Raw genomic sequence first — 25,487 nt, 5'->3', positions numbered from 1 at the left:
AAATAATGAGAACCGTGGTAATATACAAGTCAAAAACAGGTTTTACAAAGAAATATGCACAATGGATTGCAGAAGAGTTATCAGCTGATATTTTTGATATATCAAAAGTTACTATAAATATGGTGACTGCATATGATATCATAATTTATGGAGGGAGTTTGTATGCAGTAGGTATAAATGGGGTAGGGTTAATAACAAAAAATATTGATAAACTTAAAGATAAAAAGATAGTTGTTTTTGCAACAGGGGCATCACCACCAAGAGATAGTGTAATAAGTGAAGTTAAAGGTAAAAATTTTACTTTAGATCAACAAAAATATATTAAGTTCTTTTATTTAAGGGGAGGATTTAATTATAGTAAATTGAACACTTTTGATAAATTTCTTATGACATTACTGAAATGGAAGATAAAGAATAAAAAGAAAGAAGAATTGACAACTGATGAAATAGGTATGCTTGCCGTATATGACAAACCAGTGGATTTTACAAGAAAGAAGAATATAGATGAAATAATAACTTATGTTAATTCAATTATGGAAAAATCATGAAAAGCTGCTTTAAAAATTTTTTGAAGCAGCTTTTCATGAATATATTTTTTATTCATTTTCCGATTTTAGAGAGTCAGTCATTGAAATTCTGTTGATTTTCTTCCTGTTTAGAGTTTTGGACAATTCATAGGTCAGATATATTATGATAAACCCTAAAATGATGTATATATAGTTTATAGTTACAGGAAATGAAATGCTCATATCTTTGGTTGCAGAATTAAATAGTGAGTTCAAAAATACAAGGATCAGTGGTATTCCCAGAATATAACCTACAAAAACCATAAGTGAAGAACTGTTTAATATGAGAGAGTAAATCTCTTTTTTTCTATATCCCAATATTTTAAGCAGTCCTATATTTTTTCTGTTTTCTTCTATGATTAAAGAAGTTACTACATATATAACTATGAGACCTATTATGAAGGATATAACTGATATAGAGCCTATGGTTAATTTAAGGGGCTGTATCATTGCATTAAAAGATTTTTTTATATCCTCCACTGAAGCAGTAGTAAGTAGCTTGTCTTCTGAAATTTTCAGTTTGTCTGAACTCCAAAGGCCCATATAGCTGTGAGGTAGATAGCCAAACATATGATCAAATTTTTCTATTGGCATATATACATATTGCCCCAAATAAGTTTCTGCGATATCATCTATTTTTATGTTGTATTCTTTTGAATCAAGCTTGTTTATAACATTTACAGTATCATTTGGCCCTAATCCAAGTTTGTCTGCAAGGGGTCTTGTGACAATAACTTTATCCGTATCCAACTTATTTCCTGCACTGTCTTTCAATGAAACGTATTTTGAATTGGGGCTTATTCCGTATAGAGTGATATTCATCTTGTTGTCATATTTCAAGTTTAAGGGTATTTCGCAAAAGGCTTCACCTGCTGTAGGTTCTCCACTTTGGATAGAATTAAAAATGTAGGCATAATTGTATTTAAATGATTCATTGAAAGCATCCTTCATAAGATAGTCCATAGAACTTTTGGCGGCAAATCCAAAGAGCAGAAACATTGTTGCAAATATAACACCAAATAAAAGAAATATACTTCGGGGTATGTTTCTAAGCTGTTCTCTGATCTTGAACTTGGTGGAAAATTTGAATCTGTCAAGTTTTAATTTTCTTTCCATAAAGCCTACCTTATTTTTCCCGTAGTTGTTTCTTATCAACTGTATGGGAGAATATTTGAGGGTGGATCTTATTACAAAATAGCTGCAAGTTCCTAGAAAAATTACAGGTAGAAGGATACTTGATACTATATATTTTGCGGTAAAGTTTATGGAGTCCATAGGCATATTAAAATACTGAAGCATTAAATTGACCATGGGTTTTGAGAAGATGGCTCCAAGTACGGTTCCAATTAGTCCACCTGTAAATGCAATGGGTAGGGGATACATAAGGTAGTGTTTTGTGATTTTCCCCTTGTTATATCCAAGAGCATAAAGGGTTCCTATAATTGCAGATTCCTTTTTTAGCATCCTCCATATAACAGCTCCTGTGAGTATGCAGGTTAGGAGTAATAAGGCAATTGGCATGGAGGAACTTATTTGATCTATGCTGTTGAGCTTTGCACTTACATAGGTTACTCTTGGATTTTCACTGGTATTTGTCCACTGAAGTACAATTATATCTTGACTTTTTAGGTAGTTTTTAAACTGCAGTATTTTAGAATCCACATTTCCTTCACTGTCATTAAATTTTATACTATAGAAACTGTTTTCGCCTTTAAAATTACTAAAATCCTTCTTACTTATTACCCCTATTCCAAAACTATTTGGATCATTTATTAAATCCGTTTTCGATTTCAGAGGGTATATATAGTTGGGTAGTGACATAAAGCCTGATATCTTAAAGGATTTCCCATAGATTTTTATGTGGTCATTGATATTGAGAGCATTTGCCTTTGCATAAGCAGGATCAATCAGAATATCATTTCCATTTAAGTTTTTTCCCTCAATGATTGCGGGAATGTTTATTTTTGTATTTTGACTGAATGTCCTAAGAATGTTGTTATTTGACATTGTATAATCAACTGTTAAAGTCTCTTCTATGTCCATGTTGAATTTTGCCTTAAGAGAATCTAGATTGTTTAATCTTTTATCCAAAATAAAATCTGCATCTTCCTGGTTGTAGTTTTTTTCAAAAGAAGATGATATACTTGATATATTGCTGGAAAGCAAGTTGAACATAGTAAATAGAACACAGCTTAAAATGATAAGCAGCAGAGTACCCATATATTGTGACTTATTTTCCATAATGGTTCTTTTAATTTTTTTATTTATGACCATTACCATTCAATCCTTTCTGCAGGAATTATATTTTTATTTATTTTGTTTTCTAAAATTTTTCCACTTCTCACTTTATAGATTCTATGGGCCATGGAACTTATAGCTTCATTGTGGGTTATCATGAGTATAGTTGTACTAAAATTTCTGTTGATTTTCTGCAGCAGTTTCAATATTTCCCTTGAAGTTAAAAAGTCCAGTGCTCCTGTAGGCTCGTCACATAAAAGAAGGGATGGATTTTTAACTATAGCTCTTGCAATTGCAGTTCTCTGCTGCTCACCTCCGCTGAGTTCATTTGGGAATCTGTATTTTTTATCAAGCATATCTACATCCTTTAATATCTCATCTGTGGACAATGGATGTTTGCTTATATTTGAAACAACTTCAATATTTTCACCTACAGTGAGGTGGGGTATAAGATTATAAAACTGAAATATAAATCCTATTTTCTTTCTTCTATATTCAGTAAGCCTTTTATCCGAAAGTTTGGTGACTTCTGTGTTATCTACTATAACTGATCCATGATCACAAAAATCCAGTCCGCCTATTATATTGAGCAGAGTGGATTTGCCGGAGCCTGAAGGACCAAGAATTGCACCAATTTCCCCATTGTCGAGAGACAAATTTACATTGTCTAAGACAGGAGTAACTATATTACCTGTTTTATAGCTTTTCTTTAAATTATTAACCTGCATGAACATTTTATTTTCCTCCCATTCCATTCTTTAAAAGCTCAATCATGGACTTAATCTCTTTCTCATTTATTTCAAAATCTTCATCTATAATATCTCTTCCATTTTCCCTTGAGTTTCTCATCATGTGTTCTTTAAATCCCATGGATACCGCTGTAATGAATATGGAAAGCATGTTGTCATCTATGTCTTTTCTTATAGAACCATTTTTTTTACCATTTTGGATTAATTTTAGTGTATATTCATTTAAAATATCCATCATATAGGACATGGATTCATCAGTTAAATTTTTATATTTTCCAAGGAATACATCCTGGACAAATATTATAAGTTTTCTTTCCTCTCTCATCTGAACCCACAGGGATTTAGAATTTTTATGGAATAAATCAAAAATATTTATATCTTTATTATCAGAGATAAAATGGTTACCATATTTTTTACCGATAAAATCTGTAGACCATTTTACTGAAAAGAAAAATAGTTCTTTTTTATTGTTGAAATACTGGTATATGCTACCTTTTGATACATTGGCGTTTTTAGCTATATTACCTACATTTGCTTTTTCAAAACCTTGCTCTGAAAATTCATTTACAGCAGAACGCATTATGTTTTCTTTCTTTTTTTCTTCCAAATTTAAAAATGTTTTTTTTGGCATTACACTATACCTCCATATAATGTGACTAATAAGTCATATGACTTATTAGTCACATTATAATACTTAATTTTATATAAGTCAAACTGTAATAAATCTTCAAAATATATAATTTCCATCAAAGTATATTGACAGTCATAGTAGTTTGATATATATTGTAATTGGGCAATCAAAGAAATACAATGGGAGGTGATAGGATGGACTTAAAAACACCATCAGATCTACTGCGGGGACATACAGATACTATTGTTTTATCCATTTTGATTAAAGGAGACAGTTATGGGTATAAAATTCATAAAGCAATTATGGAAAAAGCTGAGAATCAGTTTGAATTAAAAGAAGCAACTTTGTATTCAAGTTATAGAAGGCTGGAGCAGGGTGGGTATATTACTGCTTATTGGGGAGATGAATCCCAGGGAGGGCGCCGTAAATACTACAGAATTACTGGAAAGGGAAAGGAACTGTACAGACAAAATAAAGAAGATTGGGAATTTTCACAGAGAATACTCAATAAATTGTTGGAGGGGGAATGATAAATGGATATGAAAGTACAGGTTTATATAGATAGGTTATTTCAAGATTATGAAGATACCCCAGAACTTAAGGATTTTAAGGAAGAAATTGCAATCAATTTGCAGGAGCGTATTAAAGAATTTAAAAGCAAGGGTGATTCTCCTGATCAGGCCTTTGATAAGGCATCGGCTGAACTAGGTGATATTACTGAGATTGCAGATCAGATCAGCCGCCAGAAGAGAAAGGAGGTAATTGACAAGATGTATGTACATTCAAAAATACCAATTGATAAAAAACATGCTGCAGGGTATGTAATTGCAGGTGCTATTGCACTATTTGCAATAATCTCTGCATTTACTGCTTATTTTAGTACAGGTGATATATCTACGGGAGTATCTATTTTATCGGTATTTATTTCAATCTCCACAGCTATGTTTGTATTTTTGGGTCTTACCCAGGAAACGGACAGTGATTTTCCTATGAAGTGGAAGCGTGCTCTGGTATATGGAATTTCATCAGCTGCAATTGCCTTTGGAGCTTGTATTTCGGCTACGTTGTATTTTATGAAAGGAATGGTGCTTGAATCTGTATCTGGAAGTCTTATACCTTTTGTGATCCCGGGACTTTGTGTGCTGGTATTTCTACTGCTTACTGAAAAGGATAGACATAAACCCTGGGTACTGGAAAGAGAAAAAGTGTGGAGGGAAAATTATGCTAAAGTCTATAAGGATCCCAAAGTTATGGAACAAAGGGGGCTTTTGTCTGGAGCACTTTGGTTATTTGCAGCAGCGCTTTTTGTAGTATTTGGCTTTGTAATTGGCTTTAAATACTCCTGGGTAGTATTTCTGTTTGCAGTTGCTGGGGAGGTGCTTATAGAATTCTGGATGAGTTCAAGAAGTAAAACTTGATGGCATATTAACTTATTAGGGGTAAATTAAAAGGACTAAGTCCTGTTCAATACAGGATTCAGCCCTACACAGTTTTCAAAACGTGCTTCTTTTGGAGCATATATGAATATATTCATGCAGTTTTTATGATCTCTTAGACTACAATAATACAGCTTTCTTTATCAGCCAGGTTAAGTATGATTTGTCTTTCAGCATCGAATATTTTATCTTGATTATTCTTTGAAGAATCTCTTAAAGGAAAAAGCATAATTTATGGACAGCGGTGGATATTTGAACATGTAAATCAATGAGTCAATAGAGATTACACATCCATATCTTGATATAACTACAGTAGATTTAGTTGAATTTTACGGAATGTCCCATAATCCAGAAGCAAATTTAAAAAATGTTCTTATATTTGGAGATGCACAGGTAGATCGCTCACCCTGTGGTACTGGAACCAGTGCAAAACTGGTCCATCTTTATGAAAAGGGTAAAATAGGTCTTAATAAACTTATCCTAAATAATTATGATCCTCATGAATATGGATTTCTTATTGAAAAAGGGTATGATAAAATGAAAACAAGCTTTATTTAAATTAGAAGAAATGTTTGATAAGGGGAGAAAAAGCTTTGGAAAAACAATTGACTAGAATTAACCCTAAAGTACTTTTGTTGATGGGAGTATTTGGAGTATCTTTTTCATCCATATTTATAAAATATTCAAATGCTCCCAGCCTGGTTATAGCTACATATCGTTTGGGGTGGACAGTTCTCATCCTGTTTCCTTTAATAGGAATGAAATTTCGTGGAGAAATTCTAAAATTAAAAAAAGATGATATTTTGTGGAATATACTAAGCGGATTTTTCCTGGCAGTCCATTTTTCACTTTGGTTTGAATCCTTGAAATTCACATCAGTTGCCAGTTCCACAGTGCTCGTAAGTACGGAAGTTATTTTTTCTGCCCTTGGATTTGTGCTTGTATTTAAAGGTAGAATAAATAGATATGGAATACTTGCAATTATAATTACCTTTTTAGGAAGTATAGTAATTGCCGCAAATGATTATGGCGGCGGAAAAAATGTATTGTATGGAGATGCTCTGGCACTGCTTGCAGCTGTTATGGTTGCAGTATACACATTAATTGGAAGGAAACAAAGGGATCATCTTAGCACCACGGTATACACATTTGTAACCTATAGTGCATGTTTTATTACACTTATTATATTTGATTTTATAAGTTATACGCCAATTTATGGGTATGGAATCAATGAAATCATTCTTGGACTTTTACTTGGCATTTCCTGTACATTATTAGGCCATAGTGTATTTAGCTGGTGTCTTAAGTATTTAAGTCCCTCTTATGTATCTTCAGCTAAATTGTTAGAACCGGTATTTGCTTCCATACTGGCAGCATTGATTTATGGGGAAATCCCACAGATTTCACAAATTATAGGGAGTATAATTGTCATTGGTGGAGTGTATATGTATTCTAGGTATGAATAGATACAGAATTCTGAGTTACATGGGTATATAGGGGTACCAAAAGGGTTTGGCTATGGCCTTTAAATATAGCCACCAATGCGGGAAACCGTAAATAAAATTAAACTATATATATGTATGTGGGAGATAGGCACTGGGAAAACTAGTGCTTATCTTATTTTTATAAAATAATGAAATTTGTTTACAAATAGTTGTTATATATGACATTAGACCGTAACAAATACCGTATATAATTATAAGTACTCTAAGGGAATAACCTTAGATGAAATTAAAACATTTGCTTGTAATTATCCCTTGGAGAGGTTAGCACCTCTCCTTCCCTGATTATATTAATGTTTATTATTTAAAGTTCACACAAAGGAAAAAAATATTTCGGATGTCACATGATTATTGTACTCTAGACAAAGTGGATGAGTTTTACAATATAGCTTTTAATAATGCCTTAGAAGGAGCTATGAGTAAATATGAATTTCAAGATGGAGCAAGAAATATTTTAATATAAGGATAGTTTATTAATAGTCTTAACAGGTCACTATATTTTTTGCCTAAAACTTATTTACATATATTGTAAAATAGTATATTATATATTTATGAGGTCAACATTCCTGATTAATTTTTTACAACCTAATGTAAGTTTAATTTTTCCAAATTCACACTCCAGATAATAAAGGTAAAGCCTAGCAGAGATTTTTCTGATAGGTTTTACTTTTATTACCACATAGAAGCTATGTCGTAGGACTAAAAAGAGCATAGAAATTAATCTATACTCTGCTAATTTATAATTATATTTTTAAATTCCTAATGGCAATTGCATATTCATTTAAAATTAAATCTAACTTTTGACTTTCTTTAATTATTTCAGGGTTAGATAAATCTTTACCTTCATTCATTTTCTGTTCAAGTAGCTCTCGTTGTCTTTCTAATTCTCTTAGTATTAATTTGATTTTTTTCATAAAAACATTCATCTCCTTTTTTAAGGTTAATAAAATGCTGTTAAAACAAGAAATAGAGGAATTATCTATAATTTGGTAGTTCCTCTATTTCAATAAAAATTTAAATACTAAATATTTGTGTACTTAAATTATATATTCGATTGATTTATATAAATATTTATATCTGAAATCATTTACATGTATGATAAAATCATATATCATATACTTATAAGGTTAATTGCCTTAATTAATTTTTTACAACCAATATAATTTAATTTTTTTCAAATTCACACTCCAAATAGTATGATTGAGTAATAATCATACTATTTTTTTAACAATACGTATCTTATATTATATCGGATATTCTTATTAACGATAAATGACCATGAATAAGAAAAGTGTAGCCTGATAATTAATAATATTCATGTTACATTACAGAATAGTTTTTATATTCCATGTATTCATCCAATTACCTGGAGTATTTTTTATAGAAATGTACAAACTTTAAGTATAAGCAGTAAAAATTACTATGTAAAGGAGTGTTGGTTATGGCACGTAACAGTAATAATTTAGTAGTTCCACAGGCTAGAGAAGCTTTAAATAGATTTAAAATGGAATTAGCTAGAGAGGTAGGAGTAAATCTAAAAAATGGATATAATGGAGATCTTACTTCAAGAGAAGCCGGTTCTATAGGCGGAAACATGGTTAAGAAAATGGTTGAAGCTTATGAGCAGGGTTTAAAATAAAGTATGATAATAGAAACCTAGTGGGAAAAAAATCCTACTAGGTTTTCAATTTTGATGTTTAATAAATTACGCATTCAAGTAAAAAAAGGAGTTGAGATAACTACTCGAAATCTTCAGCTAAATATCGACCTCCGCCCTGAGGTGGCCTTCCTTGGGGTGGCCTTCCTCCTTGGGGCGGTCTTCCGCCTTGAGGTGGCCTTCCCTGAGGGGGTCTTCCGCCTTGAGGTGGAGGTACATGAATTGGAGTAATACGTAATATGTCACGGCGGTGAACACGAATAGGTTGGTTACCAGAATGCGTAAATATGGTTAAAGATACTATGTCCGTACGCCGATTGTAACCATTTATATGCGCTGTGACTGTGCCACGCCCCCTAATATCAACAAGTGCAGTTTGCCCAACATGTGATTGTATTACTTCAGGAGTAATACGTTGTCTAAAATAGTCATAGTAATCATCATAATAGTCAAAAGGACAATAATAATTTTCCAATGTTTATTTTCTCCTTATATATTATTTCAATATTTATATTATGTTAGTATAATACTTTTGGGAATTATTTTTATATAGACTGTGAATTTATAGTATATGAGACATTGAAAGTAATTACATTTATGTAAATACAGTGATAAATAAATAGTATGAAAAACTAATTATTAAATTTTCCTCCTAGAAGGGGGATTTTTTTTGTTTTTTATGATAGAAATTTAATTAATATTCGTATTTATTTAATGAAGAGTTCTTCAGGAGGTATCATAGAATGAAAATAAATGAAAATAATTTTATTGATGAATTAAAGTGTAGAAATGAGATGGCATTGGATTATATATATTCTAAATATTTGAATTTGGTTTATAAAATTGTACTTGGTATTTTGAATGATATTGCCACTAAAGAAGATATTGAAGAATGTGTGAGTGATATTTTTATCGGGGTTTGGAAAAACATATCAAAATATAATCCCAGTGTTACATCATTCAATAAATGGCTAATAGCGGTGTCTAAATATAAAGCTATTGATTATTTGAGAAAATTTAGTAAGTATCAACAAACTATAGAGTTGGAAGAGAATATAAGTATGGAAAAAGACAGCGTAGAAGATAAGATAATTCGAAATAGCCAAATGACTACTTTTTATGAAATTATAATGAATATGAATGAAGTGGATTATGATCTTTTAAATTACGTAAAAGTAGAGAATTATAGTATTGAAGATTTCGAATTAGATGAAGCTACTTCTAAAAGAATAAAAAATAATATTAAGAAAAAATTAAACCCTAATAAAATAAGAAAATATATTGCAGTAGCACTTTTATTAATAAGTTTAGGTAGTTTTACTATAGTAAATCCAACATTAGCAACCAATATACAGAATTCAATAATTCAAACTATGCAAATGCTGAGAGGTGATTATACAAACTACAAAAAATATACTAATAATGTTAACTTATCTTCTTACGATAAAGGTGTTGAATTTAGAGTTAATGAAATAGTAAGTGATAACAATGAAATATGGATTTCATATTCTATAATTAGTGATAAAAAAATAGATGAAATGGTTAAAAATCCCAATATGGGTTTAATAGAATTTAAGATAAATGGAAAAAGGTTAGGAGGAGGATATGGAGAATCTGGGGAGTTTGTTAATAATAAAAGATATGATGCAGTTTTAGAATTGGATACAATGAGAGAAAATATTACTGACACATTTTATTTAGACATGGATGTGAAATCAATAGGTGAGCTGCAGGGTGACTGGAAGTTTAAGATTAAGGTTAATAAAAATGATATTCAGAAAGAAACTAAGAGTTATGAAATGAACAAGAATATAAATCTTGGAGAAGATACTCTCTTTATTAAGAGGATAAGTGTATCTCCTATATCTACGTCTGTAGAGTTCAAGGGAGCACTTGAAAAATGGCACTATTTTTTATTGGATGACAAGGGAAATGAAATAAAAGCTAGAGGAGGTTCTTCAGATGGATCTGAAGGAGAGATGCATTTTAATAGTTTGATAAATAGGAATACAAAATATTTAACATTTATACCATTTGAATATAATGATAACTATAAACCTGACCCGAGAACATATGATATAGATAAATTACCACTTGAATTACCACAAGGAAATTTAGGAAAACTTATAGTTAACAATATTGAACGGGACAATGATACGCTTAAAATCTCATATACTGCAGAAGGAGAAATTCCTATAACCGGGTCTGAGGGATTGTGTTTATTCGATGAACAAGGGAAATTAATCGAACCTGAAAATAGATTTTCTACTCAGGAAGATCCTTTGAATCAATATAAATTTGAGATGTGCTTTAAGGGAATTTCTCAAAATAAGAAATATAAAATAGGTACTATGGGATTAGAGAATTTCTATAAAATAAATAATGCGTTCAGATTTACTATTGAACTAAAGTAGAATTTAATAAAACTTAATGTTAATATAAAAATAAGAAACTCCAACTTAAGTTTAAGTTAGAGTTTCTATTTTTGCCGTCAAAAATTCGTCAAAAATAATTTTTAATTAATTGTTTTAAATTCATATCCTTGAGCTTTTAAATATTCTATAATTTGGGGCAATGCCTTAGCTGTTTCTTCTTTACCATAAGTATCATGCATTAATATAACTACTTTTTCTTTTGTGCCCACACTTTCTTTTACATACTCTAAAAGTTCTTGTGAATTCTTCCATCTACCTTCTGCGTCAAAGTCATAGGCGTTCCAATCTATGCTATACATATTTTTTTCTTTTAATCTTGCATTAAGTTCATTTAGATTAGGATCATTGTAATATACTCTTGACATATATCCTCCGGGAAGTCTAAATATTCTTGTATTGAAACTTTGTCCAACAATATTTCTTATATCGGTATCAGTTTGTTCAACTTCTCCCATAAGATAATCTACATCAAGCTTATTTCCAGGATATAATTTTCTCATGTTATGAGAATAGGTATGATTTCCAATAGCATGTCCATCTTCAAATATTTGCTTTACTAATTGCTTGCTTCTTTCATTTGCTTGTATATTTTGTCCTATTAAAAAGAATGTAGCTTTTACACCATAATCTTTTAATGTATTTAATATCTGCGGTGTTACAGAAGTAGATGGACCATCATCAAAAGTGAGAAATGCAATTTTTTCACCATCACTTTCAAACTTGTTGTCCAGTATATCCTTTACTTTTTGTGCATCATAAGCATATTGTTTTCCATCACTTGATACATTACCATCAGTATTATTTTCTACATTATTAGATAAATTACTCTTATTAGTACTATCGTCTTTATTTTCAGTTGTATTTTCTTTAATATTAGTTTCTTTATTGTCATTTGATTGGTCATTATTTTCGTTAGCCTTTTTAAAAGATTCATTTTTATAAGTTTTATTTGTGCTTAATTGGGCAGTAGATATTATTTTACCATCTTTTATCTTATTGATATGAAAATAATTATAACTTTTATATGATATAATAAGAATTGCAACTGTCCCTAACAAAAGCAGACATCTATTTCTTAAAATTTTAATACGTTTAGTTCTTTTATTTTTTCTCGTCATTCTTTTTATCTCCTATCCATATGAAACCATAATGCGTATAAAATACCTTATATGATTTATATTACAACATATTTCTTAATTTTAACTAACTAAAATATAACAAAAATATAAACTATTTTATACGAATGCTGGAATTACCACTTAAATCTGATGGATAGGGGTGTAATTATAAAAAAGATATTATTAAAAATGCAATAAGTGCTGTAAATAATGCAATGGCAATAAAAGCACGGGCAGAAGAGCCATAGGAAAGAACTTTATTTTTAATCTGGTAAATTGTCGATATTAAGCCTCCAATTATTACAATTAATATTAAATCCCAGTTTGATGATATAAACGAACTATTTAAGTGCAGTCCCCTTATAAAGGCATCTATGAGAATTGCAAACAACATAAATCTGCCGGTATAAGCATCTCCACGATATACAATAGCTTTTGTCCTCTCATCTACAATACCGTAAATAGGGGTACCTTCATTCTCTTTGTTACTTTTTTTAAACATTTTTTATTCCTCCTCCAAGTAGAATAAATCTTCAAAATTTTTTTGTAGGCATTTTGAAAGAATAAGTGCTAATTTAGCACTGGGGCAGTATTGGCCTGTTTCTATAGAACTTATTGTTTGACGGCTTACTCCAGCCATACTGGCAAGCTGACCTTGAGAAATATTAAGTTCAGCACGTGCAACCTTTAAACGATTATTCAATTTTATATTAGTGTTCAAAGTAACACCTCCATTAGTTAGATGGTATCATATGATAATATCTATGTCAAGTATACTTATCAAAACGACAAGTGTGCTTGTAGATTATTGAACTAAAAACTTACTTGTAAGGTAAGAAGCCACTTTGTAAAGTGAGAAGCAATATATGTAAACGACAACTGAATATTTGTAAACGAAATGCCACTTTTGTACTGGAATCACAGTTTTTGTAAACGAGAAGCCACTTTTGTAAACAAATGCAGTTTGATCTTCAACTTTTATTGGAGTATTATAATAATCACAGGCATGCCAAAGAGGAGTCAACTCCCTCTCGATTTTTTTGTAATCGGAGAATCCACCCCTTTATTCCTTAGACAAATAGATGGTTGGCGGCACGCAAATTTATTATTTTTTGAGAAGAGCAGGTTTTAACATGATATCACTGGGGGCAACTGGTGCACATCCAAGCTTATGTAAAACTTCTTTTCCATGATAAAAGCTGAATGTTTCGTAGGGACTACGATTATTTAGCTTTTTTCTTTTGTAGGAATTGATATGATTCATCATTAAATTAATATCATCCTGTTTAAGCTGATTAAAACTCGTTCCTTTTAGAAGTACACGACGTATAAGTTCATAATTTACTTCAATAGCTCCTTTTTGATAGGGACTTCCCGCATCACAGTAAAATACATGCGTACGCAGCAAAGGAAATGTATTACTATATTCAATCGATTTGGGATTAGAAAATTCACTTCCGTTATCAGTAAGAATAACTGGAAATAGTTTGCTGAACAAGTCTTTCCCAAGGGTACTATCAAGTTGATTGAATACATCAATCACAGATTTTGATGTGTTTGCTTCTCTTAAAAAAGCAAGCATAAGACTGCATTCTACAAAATGAATAGTTAAAAGACATTTACCCCCTTTACTACCAATGACAGAATCCATTTGTACTACTGCTATGTCAGGATTCTTATCCATAAAAGTTCCAAATGATTCATAATTGCGACCGATGCGGCAGCCTTTATCTACTTTAAATTCAGGCTTCTTGTATCGCTCACCAAACTTAACTTTTCTGGGAAGATCAATGTTCCTGACATCAAACAGGCATGCATCAATATAATTGTAAATGGTCTTTTCGCTGCACATCAGTTCATCCTTATGATTGATATAGATCTGATTCACAGACTGACCATTTTGAACCAGAGGTGAAATAATCTTATTAAGTCTGCTGATTTCATCTTCAGATACACACAAGCCACTTCGTGACTTTGAAATAGCTTCATAAGCTTTAATATGGGCATGCTCCGCATCGTAAATATTCTTCAAAAGTGTACATTTACCAATCGTTTCACATCCGTTACAAACGTAGGGAACTCTGAATCTGGCGGTACAGATCTCTTCTACAAATTGAGAACAGTTGTCATTGCACGAAGTGCAAAGTTTACAATAGATATCTGATTTTCTGGAGCATTCCTTGCCACAAACTTTTTTCATTCGACAGTTAAAACGATTCTTACAGGAATTAAAAGGGAAACCAGGATAACCGGTGGCAACTTCAGAACAGTATTTACGTACTTCTCTTGATATCGTAGTTGGATTTTTATCCAATTTGCAGCTGATTTCTTTAAAGGAAAGACTTTTTTTCAGATATTTCTGCAACTCAAGTCTTTCTTCATAGGTAAAAAAATTAGACATATATATTTAACTTAAAATTTTATAACTCAAATAAAGTTAATGGGCTGCAATTCGTTTTACAATTCAGGATATTCAAAACATGGATCACTTACAGATGAATAGCAAAATATTGTATAAAATGATATAATATACTTACTATTTAATTTGCAGGACTAAGTGCAGTAAGAATTATTAGGGGGAATAGTATGAAAATAGAATTGGTTAGAATTAAAAATGAAATAGTAGTCTTTTTATTAACCACCTTTGTGATTACATTTTCCATGGGAATACTTATGTTTTGGGTGTACAAGCACCTTGATAAAGATATCATGTCAAGTTTTGGATTGGTGCAGATGCTTTATCCTGCCTTGGTGGCTATTATATTAATAATTATCCATAAAAAAGACAATATACATAGAACCTTGAGTAATTTTTTAAAAATCTATATTGTTTTATGTATTTTGTCTATAGTTGTTTTAATTGGTGGAGTTTTTATCTTTCCTAAGTATGTATCCAAAGTATTAAATATACTGGTATATATATTTAGTGTCATTCTTTTCTCCTTGATAGTTAATAATAAAGATAATTGCTTTGAAAGAATCAATATGGTTTTTCAAAAGAATTTTAAGAAAGTTTTAATCTTATGTTTAGCATTTATAGGAATTCAATTTTTAATATCAATTATAAATGGAGCGTTTTATGGTAATTTTATTGAAAGTATAAAAAAGAGTATAAGTATTTTAGGATTTCTTCCTTTTAATGTACTGCTTAGTATTCTTATATCCTTTGTAATTTTTTTTGGAGAAGAACTGGGATGGAGGGGATATCTGCAGCCAAGGCTTCAAATTTTATTTGGAAAAAGATTTGGGGTCATAGTACTTGGAATTATATGGGGAATATGGCATCTACCTCTTTGCTTTATGTTTTATAGCCCCAAGACTCCTGTTTACTGTGTAATATTTCATATTTTTTATTGCATGTTTATTGGAATTTTTTTTGGTTTTGCCTATATGAAGACAGGCAATCTTTGGTCGGTTATAATTATTCATTTGATAAATAATTCCATGGCGCTTACGAGTAACAATTTAAGTGGAATAGTATTTACACCTAAATCTTTAGTGTTGAATATAATTATATGTGGTGTGGTATTTTTACCATTTATATTTACCAAAGAGTATAATGGGGAAAATTTGGAGAAAATATTGTTGCATTAAACATGGTTAAAATAAATAAAAATGGGGAGATTAGTGTGAAAATTAATACTCTATTTAATAGGGAAAATACAGGCAGGGAGAGAAAAGTTATATACTGTATAGTACATATATCGAGACTGCCCCAGTTTAAGTATTGGGTACAGAAAATAGACAGGGATGCTTTAATCTCAATAATAGATGCTTCAGAAGTAGATGGCAGGGGATTCAATTCAAGTATTTTATAATAAGTGTGAGTTTGGGTGAATTTAATTATATACCATAGTGGGAATATCAGTTTCATTGTTCCCATTATGGTATTATTTTTTCCCATATTTGAATTTTGCACATATATTAGATACAAGTAAATCCAACATTTGTGCATTGGCATGAATTGTGCTTGTATATGATAGTAAAGAGAACTTGGAAGATGAATTTTGGAAGGGATTGTTTAAATTGAGAAAATGCTATGTTAAAGAATTTCATAAATTAATAAGCTATTCAGAAGGAATTGAAATTCAACAAAAGGCCTTTGATTTTGTGATTAGAAACAATATAGATGGAATTTTGCTGCTTCTTCAACATAAACCTGTAATTACTATAGGCAAAAGTGGTGGAAAAAACAACATACTTGCTTCAAAATATGAATTGGACAAGTACAGCATTGATTTGTGCCATACTTCCAGGGGAGGGAATGTTACTTATCACGGCCCGGGACAGTTAGTAGGCTATCCTATACTGAATTTAAACAATTTTCAAAAGGATATACACTTGTATCTTAGACAGCTTGAATTGATTCTTATAAACACAGTTAGAGAATATGGTATAAAAGCTGGCATAAAACCTAAATATACCGGGGTCTGGGTAGGCGACAGGAAAATAGCTGCAATTGGAGTGGGAATAAGGAAATGGATAACAAGGCATGGTTTTGCCATAAATATTTCTGTAAACAAAGAGCACTTTAAATTAATAGTACCTTGTGGAATAAAAGAATTTGGAGTATGTTCTCTGGAAGATTTTACAGCCAATGTAGATTACAACGATGTGGTTCAAAAGATTGAAAATAATTTTAAAATGATTTTTGAAACGGATTTGATAAAGGAAGAAACTGTAGATAATTTATTTGAACGCAGCAATCTGAACCTAAGAATAACTTGATTGAAAGGGAAGTGGTTATAGTGGGAAAAAGACCGGAATGGCTCAAGATGAAGGTGCCTGATGAAAAAGTATTGACTAAGATGGAAAATATGGTAAGAAATCTTTCTCTTCATACAGTTTGTGAAAGTGCAGTTTGTCCTAATATAGGAAAATGTTTTAAAAGCAGCACAGCTACTTTTATGGTTTTGGGTAATACGTGCACGAGAAACTGCAGATTTTGTGCAGTTAATAAGGGACATCCTGAACCACTGAATATAGAAGAGCCTAAAAATGTAGCTATTGCCAGTAAAAAGCTTGGGCTTAAACATACTGTAATAACCTCTGTTACAAGAGATGATTTAGAAGATGGAGGAGCAGATCATTTTGTTGAAATTATAAAACGAATGAGAAAAGAGAATCCCCAGTCCACAATCGAGCTTCTAATACCGGATTTAAGAGGCAACTGGAAGTCTTTAAAAAAGATAATTGATGCAAAACCGGATATACTCAATCACAATGTTGAAACTGTAGAGATACTTTATGGAAAGGTTAGACCAACGGCAGTTTACAGTAGATCCATAGAATTATTGAGACAGGTAAAGATTTTTGATAAAGGTGTATATACAAAGAGTGGAATTATGGTGGGACTTGGGGAAACCGAGGAACAGGTTATGAAAGTAATGGATGATTTGTTGGAGGTAGGCTGTGATATAATGACAATAGGTCAGTATTTGAGACCTTCTAAAAGCCATATACCCGTTTATGAATATATTTCTCCGGAACAGTTTGAAAAATATAAACAAATTGCAATTGAGAAAGGATTTAAATTTGTAGCTTCAGCACCTTATGTAAGAAGCTCCTATAGGGCTTATGAAGGAATAAAGACCCTTGAGAAAATAAAATAATTGAAAGATTATAGAATTAATTTTAGTATAAAAGATAGACAGTTATTGTGTCTATCTTTTATTATTGCCAAATTTTTATTACTAGAATATAAAAATATTGTATAATAAAATCAAGAAAGGGTTTGTTTTATATAGAAGAGTTTAGGAGGTAGACTATGAATTATATAGAAAAAGTTCAAGAGCAGCGAAGAAGGTTTATAGAATTCAATGAAATACCTAAAGATATCAAACCAGATATTTTAAGTTCATGGATAAGGTGTAAAAAATATGGTGTGGAAAAGGATAATAATCCACCCAATATTATTCCCAAAGATGAATTTGACGCCATACTTGATGAGAAAAAAGAATTCATAGAGATTTGTTTGCCTATAATGCTGAATTTATATGAAATACTAAAAAATACAAACTATTCTATTATATTGACAGATGAGAATGCAGTTATACTTAAGATACTTGGCAATGAGAAGATAATGGCACAAAATAGAGATCTGGATTTTTTGGAAGGGAGAAGATGGAAAGAAGAAGATGTAGGTACCAATGCAATTGGCACATGTATTTATCTGGATAAACCAATTCAAACACTTGGTGCAGAACATTATTCCAAAAGACAGCAAAAGTGGACCTGTTCTGCTTCTCCAATACACGACAGCAAAGGAAATATAATAGGCTGTATTGATTTATCCGGGAGTTTTGAAGATTTTCATACCCATACACTGGGAATAGTTGTAGAGGCTTCTAATACCATACAAGAACAATTTTCCGTAGCTGAGCATAGAAAGTGGACTGAAGTAGCTTTTAATTCTATAAAAGAGGGGATACTTGTCATAGATAATGATTTCAAATTGGAATATTTTAATGAAAATATATGCAATATATTAGGAATTGATAAAAATCAAATGTATAAATTATTTATGAAATCTCTCCTGAAAGATGTAATAAAGGATATGGGTGATATAAAAAGGTTAAATAAGATAACTTACAGGGAGATTACCATGTATGTAAAAAATAGAAGAGTAGAGTGCAATGTAAGCATAAATCCTGTTGTGATGAATGAAAAACATACTGGCTTTGTAATACTTGTAAAAAAAGCTGATACCGTGCGTACTATGGTAAACAAAATAGCCGGATTTTCTTCTAAGTATGATTTTGACAATATACTTACACAAAATGCCAGAATGAAGGGCATAATTGAGGATGCAAGGAGAATTGCTAAAAATGATTGTACTGTTCTTATAACAGGGGAAAGTGGTACAGGAAAGGAATTATTTGCACATTCAATTCATAATGGCAGCAAAAGATGCAGCGGACCTTTTGTAGCCATAAATTGTTCTGCACTTCCAAAAGATCTAGTAGAAAGTGAATTGTTCGGATATGAAAAGGGATCTTTTACGGGGGCGTCAAAAGAAGGTAATCCGGGAAAATTCGAATTGGCAAATGGAGGAACTATATTTTTAGATGAAATTGGTGAACTTCCACTTGAAATTCAGCCTAAACTTCTAAGAGTACTTGATAATCATGCCATAACAAGAATTGGCGGAAAGTATGAAAGAGACTTAAATGTAAGGGTTATAGCTGCTACCAATAGAAACCTTTTCAAAGAGGTGAAGTTAAAAAATTTTAGAAGTGACTTATATTTCAGATTAAATGTATTTAATATAAATTTAATTCCAGTAAGGGAAAGAAGAGAAGATATAGAAATGTTCATCAAGTTTTTTTTAGAGAAGTTAGCACAAAAAAACAAGGTAAAGATAAATAATATTGATGAGGAATTTATGGATGTGGTTAAAAATTATGAATGGCTGGGAAATGTAAGGGAGATTGAAAACGTAGTGCAAAGAGTTTATTATTTATCGGAGAAGGGCAGAATAACCAAAGCACTGCTGCCAGGTTATATTATGAACTATAAGAAAAGCAGTACAGAAGATGATATGAAATTCAGTAGTGATTCATATAATGAATTTAAACCAGAAATTCAAACACTGGATCAGGTAGAAAAACAACTTATCATAAAGGCACTTAGGTATTGTAATGGAAATGTAGTAAATGCCAGCAAACTAATTAATATGGGAAAATCTACTTTATACAGAAAAATAAAAAAATATAATCTGGAGTTTGAAATGAAATAGAAAAATAGTTCAAATAAGCTACTCTATCCATAGTTTATTTGGACTATTTTATTTTTCCCATATTGAAAACGTTTTTTCAATATGATATCCCAAAATAAGAAAATGGAATATATAAACGGCTTATATTCTGCTTTAAAGCATTGGCATGGATATTGCTTTATATAAAAGTATAAAAAACAAATATTAATTCAGAGGTGATTATTTTGGGAAGATTAGAAGAAAAGAAAATCATAGCCAGTGACACTCTCATAGATATTTACGACAAAATGTTGAAAATAAGGGCATTTGAGAATATGGCAAAAGACAACTTTGCAGAAGGAAAGATTCCTGGCTTTGTACATCTTTATATAGGTGAAGAAGCAATAGCGTCTGCTGTTTGTGAAAATTTAACTGATGCAGATTATATAACAAGTACCCATAGGGGACATGGGCACATAATAGCGAAAGGCGGAGAACTTAAATATATGGCGGCAGAACTCTTTGGCAGAGCCACTGGGTATTGTAAAGGTAAAGGCGGATCAATGCATATTGCAGATGCCACAAAAGGTATATTGGGTGCAAACGGTATTGTAGGAGCTGGACAAGACATAGCTGTAGGAGCTGGAATGAGTATTCAATATAGAGGTACAGACCAGGTTTGCGTATGCTTTTTCGGTGATGCTTCTACAAATCAAGGTACTTTCCATGAATCTCTCAACTTGTCAAGTGCATGGAAACTTCCAGTGGTGTATGTTTGTGAAAATAATGGATATGGAATATCGGTAAGTCAGAAAAGACATCAGAATATAAATGATATAGCCGACAGGGCAAAAGCTTATGGCATACCTGGTGTTGTAGTAGATGGAAATGATCCAGTTGAGGTGTATGAAGCCTCTAAAACCGCTGTAGAAAGGGCAAGAGCTGGAAAAGGACCTACTCTTATAGAATGTAAAACTTATCGCCAGAGGGGACATTTTGAAGGAGATTCTGCTCCGTATAAACTAAAGGAAGAGCAGGAAGGGTGGATTAAAAAAGATCCTATTCCAAGGTTTGAAAGATATCTTCTGGAAAATAAAATTTTAGGTGATGATAAACTTAAAGCTATGAAAGAATCTGTAGATAACCAGATAAAAGAAGCAGTTGACTTTGCACTTAACAGTCCGGAACCGGAATTAAGTTCCGTATTTGAAGATGTATATACTGATATCAAAGAGGGGGTTGAGTAATATGAAAAAAATAACTTATTCTCAAGCTATAAAGGAAGCAATGTCAGTTAAGATGAGAGAAGATAAGAGTGTACTTCTCTTTGGTGAAGATGTAGGACCTTTTGGAGGGTGCTTTGGAGTAAGCCAGGGTATGCATGATGAATTTGGAGAAATGAGGGTAAGAGATACCCCTATTTCAGAGGGTGCCATTATTGGCTGTGCAATTGGAGCAGCTGCCACAGGGCTAAAACCGATTGCGGAATTGATGTTTATAGATTTTCTTACAGTAGGAATGGATATGCTTGTAAACCAGGCGGCAAAAATGAGATATATGTTTGGAGGAAAGATAAAACTTCCAATGGTAGTCAGAGTACCATGTGGTGCAGGAACACAGGCAGCTGCACAGCATTCACAATCATTAGAAGCATGGGTAACTCATGTACCCGGACTTAAAGTAGTATATCCTTCAACTGCACAGGATGCATATGGATTGATGCTTACTGCCATAGATGATGAGAATCCGGTTATATTCATTGAACACAAGATTTTATATGCAATGAAGGGAGAATTTGAAGAAAACAGCAAACCAATACCATTTGGACTTGCGGATATAAAAAGAGAGGGAAAGGATGCCACTATAGTTGCCACTGGAAGGATGGTACATGAAGCTTTAGCTGCTGCGGATAAACTTTCAAAAGAGGGTATAGAAGTAGAAATAATAGATCCAAGAACATTATATCCTTTTGATAAAGACACAGTATTTAATTCAATAAAAAAGACAAATAGGGCAGTGGTAGTTACAGAAGAAACAAAAAGAGGAGGATATGGTGGAGAAATTTCAGCTGTTATAAGTGAAGAAGTATTTGATTATCTGGATGCACCGGTGGTGAGAATAGGTAGTTTGGATGTTCCTATACCGTTTACACCAAAACTGGAAAGCTATGTAATACCAAATTCAGATAAAATAGTTAATGCCGTTAAAAAGTTGTTCTAATAAGCTTTAGTATTCAATGTAGAGTTAGGAGGGAAGTTAATGAGTTGTGTAGAAGTGATGCCGAAACTGGGACTTACAATGACAGAGGGGGAAATAGAAACCTGGCATAAAAGTGAAGGAGATGAAGTTAAAAAGGGAGAAGTACTTTTTGATGTAACTACTGACAAGCTTACAAATGAAGTTGAGGCTAAAGAAAGCGGTATATTGAGAAAAATATTGGTTAAAGAGGGAGAAACGGCAAAATGTCTTGAACCTGTAGCTATAATTGCAGGAGCAGATGAAGATATTTCTTCCTTGTTAAAAGAATCAGTGGGAAAAGAAGTGGAAGTAGTGCCGGTAGAAGAGCCTTCTATTAGGGAAGATATTCCTGTTGAGAGAGAGGGCAGGATAAGAATATCACCTTTAGCTAAAAATCTTGCAAAAAAAAGTGGAGTGGATTATGAGGTTATAACGGGAACAGGTCCACTTGGCAGGATAGTTAAGAAAGATGTTGAAGAATATATAGATAAAAATAGAGTAAAGGTATCTCCTGTTGCTGCGAAACTTGCAAAAGAATTAAATGTGGATTTGAGCAGTATAAATAAACAAGGAAGAATAATGAAAGAGGATGTATTGAAGGCTGCAGAAGAGGCTAAACAGAAGGAAAAAACTATTGTACAAGAGCCTGAAAATCAAGCAGTAACCAGCAAGGCAGCAGGACGTGGTGAAAAAGTAATTAATATGTCATCTATGAGAAAGGTGATTTCTGCAAGAATGAGCGAAAGTGTGAAGATATCACCTACTGTCACTTATAATATAAATATTGATATTTCTGAGCTTAAAAGACTTAAAAATAATTTAAAGGATACCTTTAAATTAACTTATACCGATTTTCTTATAAAAATAGTTTCGGCAGCATTAAAGCAATTTCCTCTTGTAAATTGCTCCATATCGGGAGGTAAATTTATTTTGAAGGATTATGTAAATATGGGAGTAGCAGTTGCACTGGATGAAGGGCTTATAGTTCCTGTAGTAAAGGATACCGATATAAAAGGATTGAAGCAAATAGCAGAAGAGTTTAAGGAAATAGTTAAAAAGGCCAAGAGTAATAGTCTTAGCCCTGATGATATGACAGGAGGCACTTTTACTATAACAAATCTTGGAATGCTTGGTATAGATTCTTTTTCTCCTATTATAAATCAGCCTGAGGTTGCTATTCTTGGAGTTAATACAATAGTAGATACTCCTGTAGTAGAAGGAGAAAAAATAGTAGTAAAACCACTTATGAAATTATCCCTTACAGCGGATCATAGAGCAATAGATGGTGCATATGCAGCTAAATTCTTGCAAAAAATCAAAGAATATATAGAAAAACCGGAATTATTGCTTTTATAGAGTAATTCTCATATTCAAAACAAATTTAGATATTTAGGAGGTATTTTAATGGGCTGCATTGAGGTAATGCCAAAGCTAGGACTTACAATGACAGAAGGGCAGATAGAATCCTGGCATAAAAGTGAAGGAGAAGAAGTTAAAAAGGGAGAAGTTCTTTTTGACGTAACTACTGATAAGCTTACAAATGAAGTGGAAGCTAGGGAAAGCGGTATATTGAGAAAAATACTGGTTAAAGAAGGAGAAACTGCAAAATGCCTTGAGGCAGTAGCTATAATTGCAGGGGCGGATGAAGATATTTCAGATTTGTTAAAAGAATCTGGGGCAGAAGACAGTGAACAGAAAAAAGAGAAACAAAATCCTGAAAAACAGGAAAATCAGCAGAAGAATTTATCTAAAAAAGTGGTTGTCATAGGAGGAGGCCCAGGAGGATATATAGCCGCAATCCGCAGTGCACAGCTTGGACACAAGGTAATACTTGTTGAAAAAGAAGAACTGGGCGGAACCTGCCTTAATGTAGGATGCATACCAACTAAGGTACTTCTTCATTCTGCAGAGGTGTTTACTGAGATTAAAAATAGCAGTGATATTGGAATTGATGTAGGTGATGTAAGTATAAACTGGGGCAATGTGCAGAAAAGAAAGGGCAAGATAACCAAAAAACTTGTTTCAGGAGTAAAGGGACTTCTTTCTGCAAATAAGGTAAAGGTCATCAAGGGAATTGCTGGTTTTAAGTCAAAAAGTTCCATTGAGGTTGTGAAAAAGGATAGCGGCGTTGAAAAAGTTGATTTTGATGATATTATAATTTCAACAGGCTCCCTGCCTTTTATACCACCTATACCTGGAGTTGATTTGGATGGAGTAGTGGACAGCACAGGTGCATTGAATTTTGAATCTATTCCAGATTCAATAGCAATCATAGGAGGGGGAGTAATTGGAATTGAATTTGCAACTTTGTTCAGTGAGCTTGGAAGCAAAGTGACTGTTGTAGAAATGCTTCCATTTATTCTGCCTCCTATAGATAGACAGATTTCAGATCTTGTTTCCAATAAGTTGGCAGGACAAGGTGTTGCTATAAATACCGGATGCAGAGTTACCGAAATAAAAAGAAGCGGGAATAATCTTAAAGTGAATTTTTCAAAAGAAAATGAAAATTCCAGTGTAGAAGCAGAAAAAGTATTGGTGGCCATAGGAAGACGTCCCAATATAAAAGATTTAGATGTAGATAAAATTGGAGTTAAAGTAGAAAAAGGGCATATATGTGTAGATGATAAAATGAAGACCAATGTAGACAATATATATGCTATAGGAGATTGTACAGGGAAAAACATGCTGGCACATGTTGCTTCTGAGCAGGGCGTTATAGCTGCAGAGAATATATCCGGTAAAAATGTTTTTATAGACTATAAAACTATACCTGCTTGCGTGTATACCAAACCTGAGATAGCTTCAGTTGGAATTACAGAAGAACAGGCTAGGGAAAAGAACATAGATTATAAAGTTGGTATTTTCCCAATGGCCGCCAATGGCAAATCCATGATATCCGGTGAGACAGAAGGAATTATCAAGATTATTTCACATAAAAAAACCGAGGAAATACTTGGAGTTCATATTTTAGCTCTCAGGGCTACGGATCTTATAACGGAAGGAGCTCTTGCACTTAGACTTGAAGCTACTGTAGATGAGATAATTACTACAGTACATGCCCATCCAACTATCGGAGAAGCCTTTAAGGAAGCTGCACTGGCTGTCCAGAAAAGAGCACTGAATATGGTAAATTAAAGTTTAATCTTCTAAGCCTTGATAATTTGATTGAGGCTTGGAATAGTTTTATGATAAACTTAAAAATGACTTAATATAAGGGGAGT

26 protein-coding genes are annotated in these 25,487 nt (G+C 32.3%); 18 read left to right on the top strand and 8 right to left on the bottom strand.

Annotated elements, in window-relative coordinates:
• The first annotated feature begins 5 nt into the window (after window positions 1–5).
• Window positions 6–548 (top strand): flavodoxin domain-containing protein, encoded by a 543-nt coding sequence (locus CKL_RS11240; protein ID WP_012102635.1) that lies wholly within the window; start codon window positions 6–8, stop codon window positions 546–548.
• Window positions 549–596: 48 nt separating this feature from the next.
• Here CKL_RS11240 and CKL_RS11235 read toward each other — a convergent pair whose 3' ends face one another.
• From CKL_RS11235 to CKL_RS11225, 3 genes are read right to left on the bottom strand one after another with little or no spacing between them, the layout of a single operon-like run.
• The gene (locus CKL_RS11235; RefSeq protein ID WP_012102634.1) at window positions 597–2,840 is read right to left on the bottom strand and encodes an ABC transporter permease; all 2,244 of its coding nucleotides are present in this window, start codon (window positions 2,838–2,840) and stop codon (window positions 597–599) included.
• Entirely contained in the window at window positions 2,840–3,538 is a 699-nt protein-coding gene (locus CKL_RS11230) for an ABC transporter ATP-binding protein (protein ID WP_012102633.1), read from the bottom strand. Before CKL_RS11230 ends, CKL_RS11235 begins: the two co-directional genes overlap by 1 nt.
• A gap of 1 nt (window position 3,539) precedes the next feature.
• The gene (locus CKL_RS11225; protein WP_012102632.1) at window positions 3,540–4,184 is read right to left on the bottom strand and encodes a TetR/AcrR family transcriptional regulator; all 645 of its coding nucleotides are present in this window, start codon (window positions 4,182–4,184) and stop codon (window positions 3,540–3,542) included.
• Between the two features lie 194 nt (window positions 4,185–4,378).
• On the opposite strand from CKL_RS11225, the gene CKL_RS11220 reads away from it, so the two are divergent.
• The 5 genes from CKL_RS11220 (at window position 4,379) to CKL_RS21565 (ending at window position 7,585) form a co-directional block, all read left to right on the top strand.
• A complete protein-coding gene (locus CKL_RS11220; protein WP_012102631.1) occupies window positions 4,379–4,714 on the top strand; it encodes a PadR family transcriptional regulator in 336 nt (111 codons plus the stop codon).
• A gap of 3 nt (window positions 4,715–4,717) precedes the next feature.
• Window positions 4,718–5,602 carry a permease prefix domain 1-containing protein gene (locus tag CKL_RS11215; protein WP_012102630.1) on the top strand — a complete coding sequence of 295 codons (885 nt, stop codon included), beginning with the start codon at window positions 4,718–4,720 and terminating at the stop codon, window positions 5,600–5,602.
• Between the two features lie 282 nt (window positions 5,603–5,884).
• Entirely contained in the window at window positions 5,885–6,178 is a 294-nt protein-coding gene (locus CKL_RS11210; RefSeq protein WP_081427980.1) for a proline racemase family protein, read from the top strand.
• A gap of 35 nt (window positions 6,179–6,213) precedes the next feature.
• The gene (locus tag CKL_RS11205) at window positions 6,214–7,086 is read left to right on the top strand and encodes a DMT family transporter (protein WP_012102628.1); all 873 of its coding nucleotides are present in this window, start codon (window positions 6,214–6,216) and stop codon (window positions 7,084–7,086) included.
• Window positions 7,087–7,459: 373 nt separating this feature from the next.
• The gene (locus CKL_RS21565) at window positions 7,460–7,585 is read left to right on the top strand and encodes a hypothetical protein (protein ID WP_278184162.1); all 126 of its coding nucleotides are present in this window, start codon (window positions 7,460–7,462) and stop codon (window positions 7,583–7,585) included.
• A gap of 280 nt (window positions 7,586–7,865) precedes the next feature.
• Here CKL_RS21565 and CKL_RS11200 read toward each other — a convergent pair whose 3' ends face one another.
• The gene (locus CKL_RS11200) at window positions 7,866–8,036 is read right to left on the bottom strand and encodes a Spo0E family sporulation regulatory protein-aspartic acid phosphatase (protein ID WP_012102627.1); all 171 of its coding nucleotides are present in this window, start codon (window positions 8,034–8,036) and stop codon (window positions 7,866–7,868) included.
• A gap of 527 nt (window positions 8,037–8,563) precedes the next feature.
• On the opposite strand from CKL_RS11200, the gene CKL_RS11195 reads away from it, so the two are divergent.
• The 3 genes from CKL_RS11195 to CKL_RS11185 all read left to right on the top strand — a co-directional run bounded on the left by CKL_RS11195 (window position 8,564) and on the right by CKL_RS11185 (window position 11,193).
• Window positions 8,564–8,761 carry an alpha/beta-type small acid-soluble spore protein gene (locus CKL_RS11195; protein WP_012102626.1) on the top strand — a complete coding sequence of 66 codons (198 nt, stop codon included), beginning with the start codon at window positions 8,564–8,566 and terminating at the stop codon, window positions 8,759–8,761.
• Window positions 8,762–8,815: 54 nt separating this feature from the next.
• Complete coding sequence (locus CKL_RS20810) at window positions 8,816–9,010, top strand: hypothetical protein (RefSeq protein ID WP_155814027.1); 195 nt, start codon at window positions 8,816–8,818, stop codon at window positions 9,008–9,010.
• A 512-nt stretch (window positions 9,011–9,522) separates the two neighbouring features.
• On the top strand, window positions 9,523–11,193 hold the full coding sequence (locus CKL_RS11185) for a sigma-70 family RNA polymerase sigma factor (protein ID WP_012102624.1): 1,671 nt from the start codon (window positions 9,523–9,525) through the stop codon (window positions 11,191–11,193).
• Between the two features lie 101 nt (window positions 11,194–11,294).
• Here CKL_RS11185 and CKL_RS11180 read toward each other — a convergent pair whose 3' ends face one another.
• The 4 genes from CKL_RS11180 to CKL_RS11165 form a co-directional block, all read right to left on the bottom strand.
• Window positions 11,295–12,332, bottom strand: coding sequence for a polysaccharide deacetylase family protein (locus tag CKL_RS11180; RefSeq protein WP_012102623.1), 1,038 nt, complete (start codon window positions 12,330–12,332; stop codon window positions 11,295–11,297).
• A 166-nt stretch (window positions 12,333–12,498) separates the two neighbouring features.
• Window positions 12,499–12,834, bottom strand: coding sequence for a hypothetical protein (locus CKL_RS11175; protein WP_012102622.1), 336 nt, complete (start codon window positions 12,832–12,834; stop codon window positions 12,499–12,501).
• 3 nt (window positions 12,835–12,837) lie between these two features.
• The gene (locus tag CKL_RS11170; RefSeq protein ID WP_012102621.1) at window positions 12,838–13,053 is read right to left on the bottom strand and encodes a helix-turn-helix transcriptional regulator; all 216 of its coding nucleotides are present in this window, start codon (window positions 13,051–13,053) and stop codon (window positions 12,838–12,840) included.
• A 384-nt stretch (window positions 13,054–13,437) separates the two neighbouring features.
• Entirely contained in the window at window positions 13,438–14,733 is a 1,296-nt protein-coding gene (locus CKL_RS11165) for an IS30 family transposase (protein WP_012620620.1), read from the bottom strand.
• Window positions 14,734–14,918: 185 nt separating this feature from the next.
• On the opposite strand from CKL_RS11165, the gene CKL_RS11160 reads away from it, so the two are divergent.
• The 9 genes from CKL_RS11160 (at window position 14,919) to lpdA (ending at window position 25,401) form a co-directional block, all read left to right on the top strand.
• Window positions 14,919–15,926 (top strand): CPBP family intramembrane glutamic endopeptidase, encoded by a 1,008-nt coding sequence (locus CKL_RS11160; RefSeq protein WP_012102618.1) that lies wholly within the window; start codon window positions 14,919–14,921, stop codon window positions 15,924–15,926.
• Between the two features lie 2 nt (window positions 15,927–15,928).
• A complete protein-coding gene (locus tag CKL_RS11155) occupies window positions 15,929–16,150 on the top strand; it encodes a DUF2179 domain-containing protein (protein WP_012102617.1) in 222 nt (73 codons plus the stop codon).
• Window positions 16,151–16,358: 208 nt separating this feature from the next.
• A complete protein-coding gene (lipB, locus tag CKL_RS11150; RefSeq protein WP_012102616.1) occupies window positions 16,359–17,060 on the top strand; it encodes a lipoyl(octanoyl) transferase LipB in 702 nt (233 codons plus the stop codon).
• 20 nt (window positions 17,061–17,080) lie between these two features.
• Window positions 17,081–17,944 (top strand): lipoyl synthase, encoded by an 864-nt coding sequence (lipA, locus tag CKL_RS11145; RefSeq protein WP_012102615.1) that lies wholly within the window; start codon window positions 17,081–17,083, stop codon window positions 17,942–17,944.
• Window positions 17,945–18,099: 155 nt separating this feature from the next.
• Entirely contained in the window at window positions 18,100–20,070 is a 1,971-nt protein-coding gene (locus CKL_RS11140) for a sigma-54-dependent Fis family transcriptional regulator (RefSeq protein WP_012102614.1), read from the top strand.
• A 266-nt stretch (window positions 20,071–20,336) separates the two neighbouring features.
• Complete coding sequence (locus tag CKL_RS11135) at window positions 20,337–21,275, top strand: thiamine pyrophosphate-dependent dehydrogenase E1 component subunit alpha (RefSeq protein ID WP_049759168.1); 939 nt, start codon at window positions 20,337–20,339, stop codon at window positions 21,273–21,275.
• Between the two features lies 1 nt (window position 21,276).
• Entirely contained in the window at window positions 21,277–22,248 is a 972-nt protein-coding gene (locus tag CKL_RS11130; protein WP_012102612.1) for an alpha-ketoacid dehydrogenase subunit beta, read from the top strand.
• Window positions 22,249–22,287: 39 nt separating this feature from the next.
• Complete coding sequence (locus CKL_RS11125; protein WP_012102611.1) at window positions 22,288–23,622, top strand: 2-oxo acid dehydrogenase subunit E2; 1,335 nt, start codon at window positions 22,288–22,290, stop codon at window positions 23,620–23,622.
• A 48-nt stretch (window positions 23,623–23,670) separates the two neighbouring features.
• The gene (gene lpdA, locus CKL_RS11120; RefSeq protein WP_012102610.1) at window positions 23,671–25,401 is read left to right on the top strand and encodes a dihydrolipoyl dehydrogenase; all 1,731 of its coding nucleotides are present in this window, start codon (window positions 23,671–23,673) and stop codon (window positions 25,399–25,401) included.
• Window positions 25,402–25,487 lie beyond the last annotated feature (86 nt).

The sequence above is a fragment of the Clostridium kluyveri DSM 555 genome (genome assembly GCF_000016505.1).
Classification (GTDB): Bacteria; Bacillota; Clostridia; order Clostridiales; family Clostridiaceae; genus Clostridium_B; species Clostridium_B kluyveri.
This window is presented reverse-complemented; position numbering and strand designations above follow the sequence as displayed.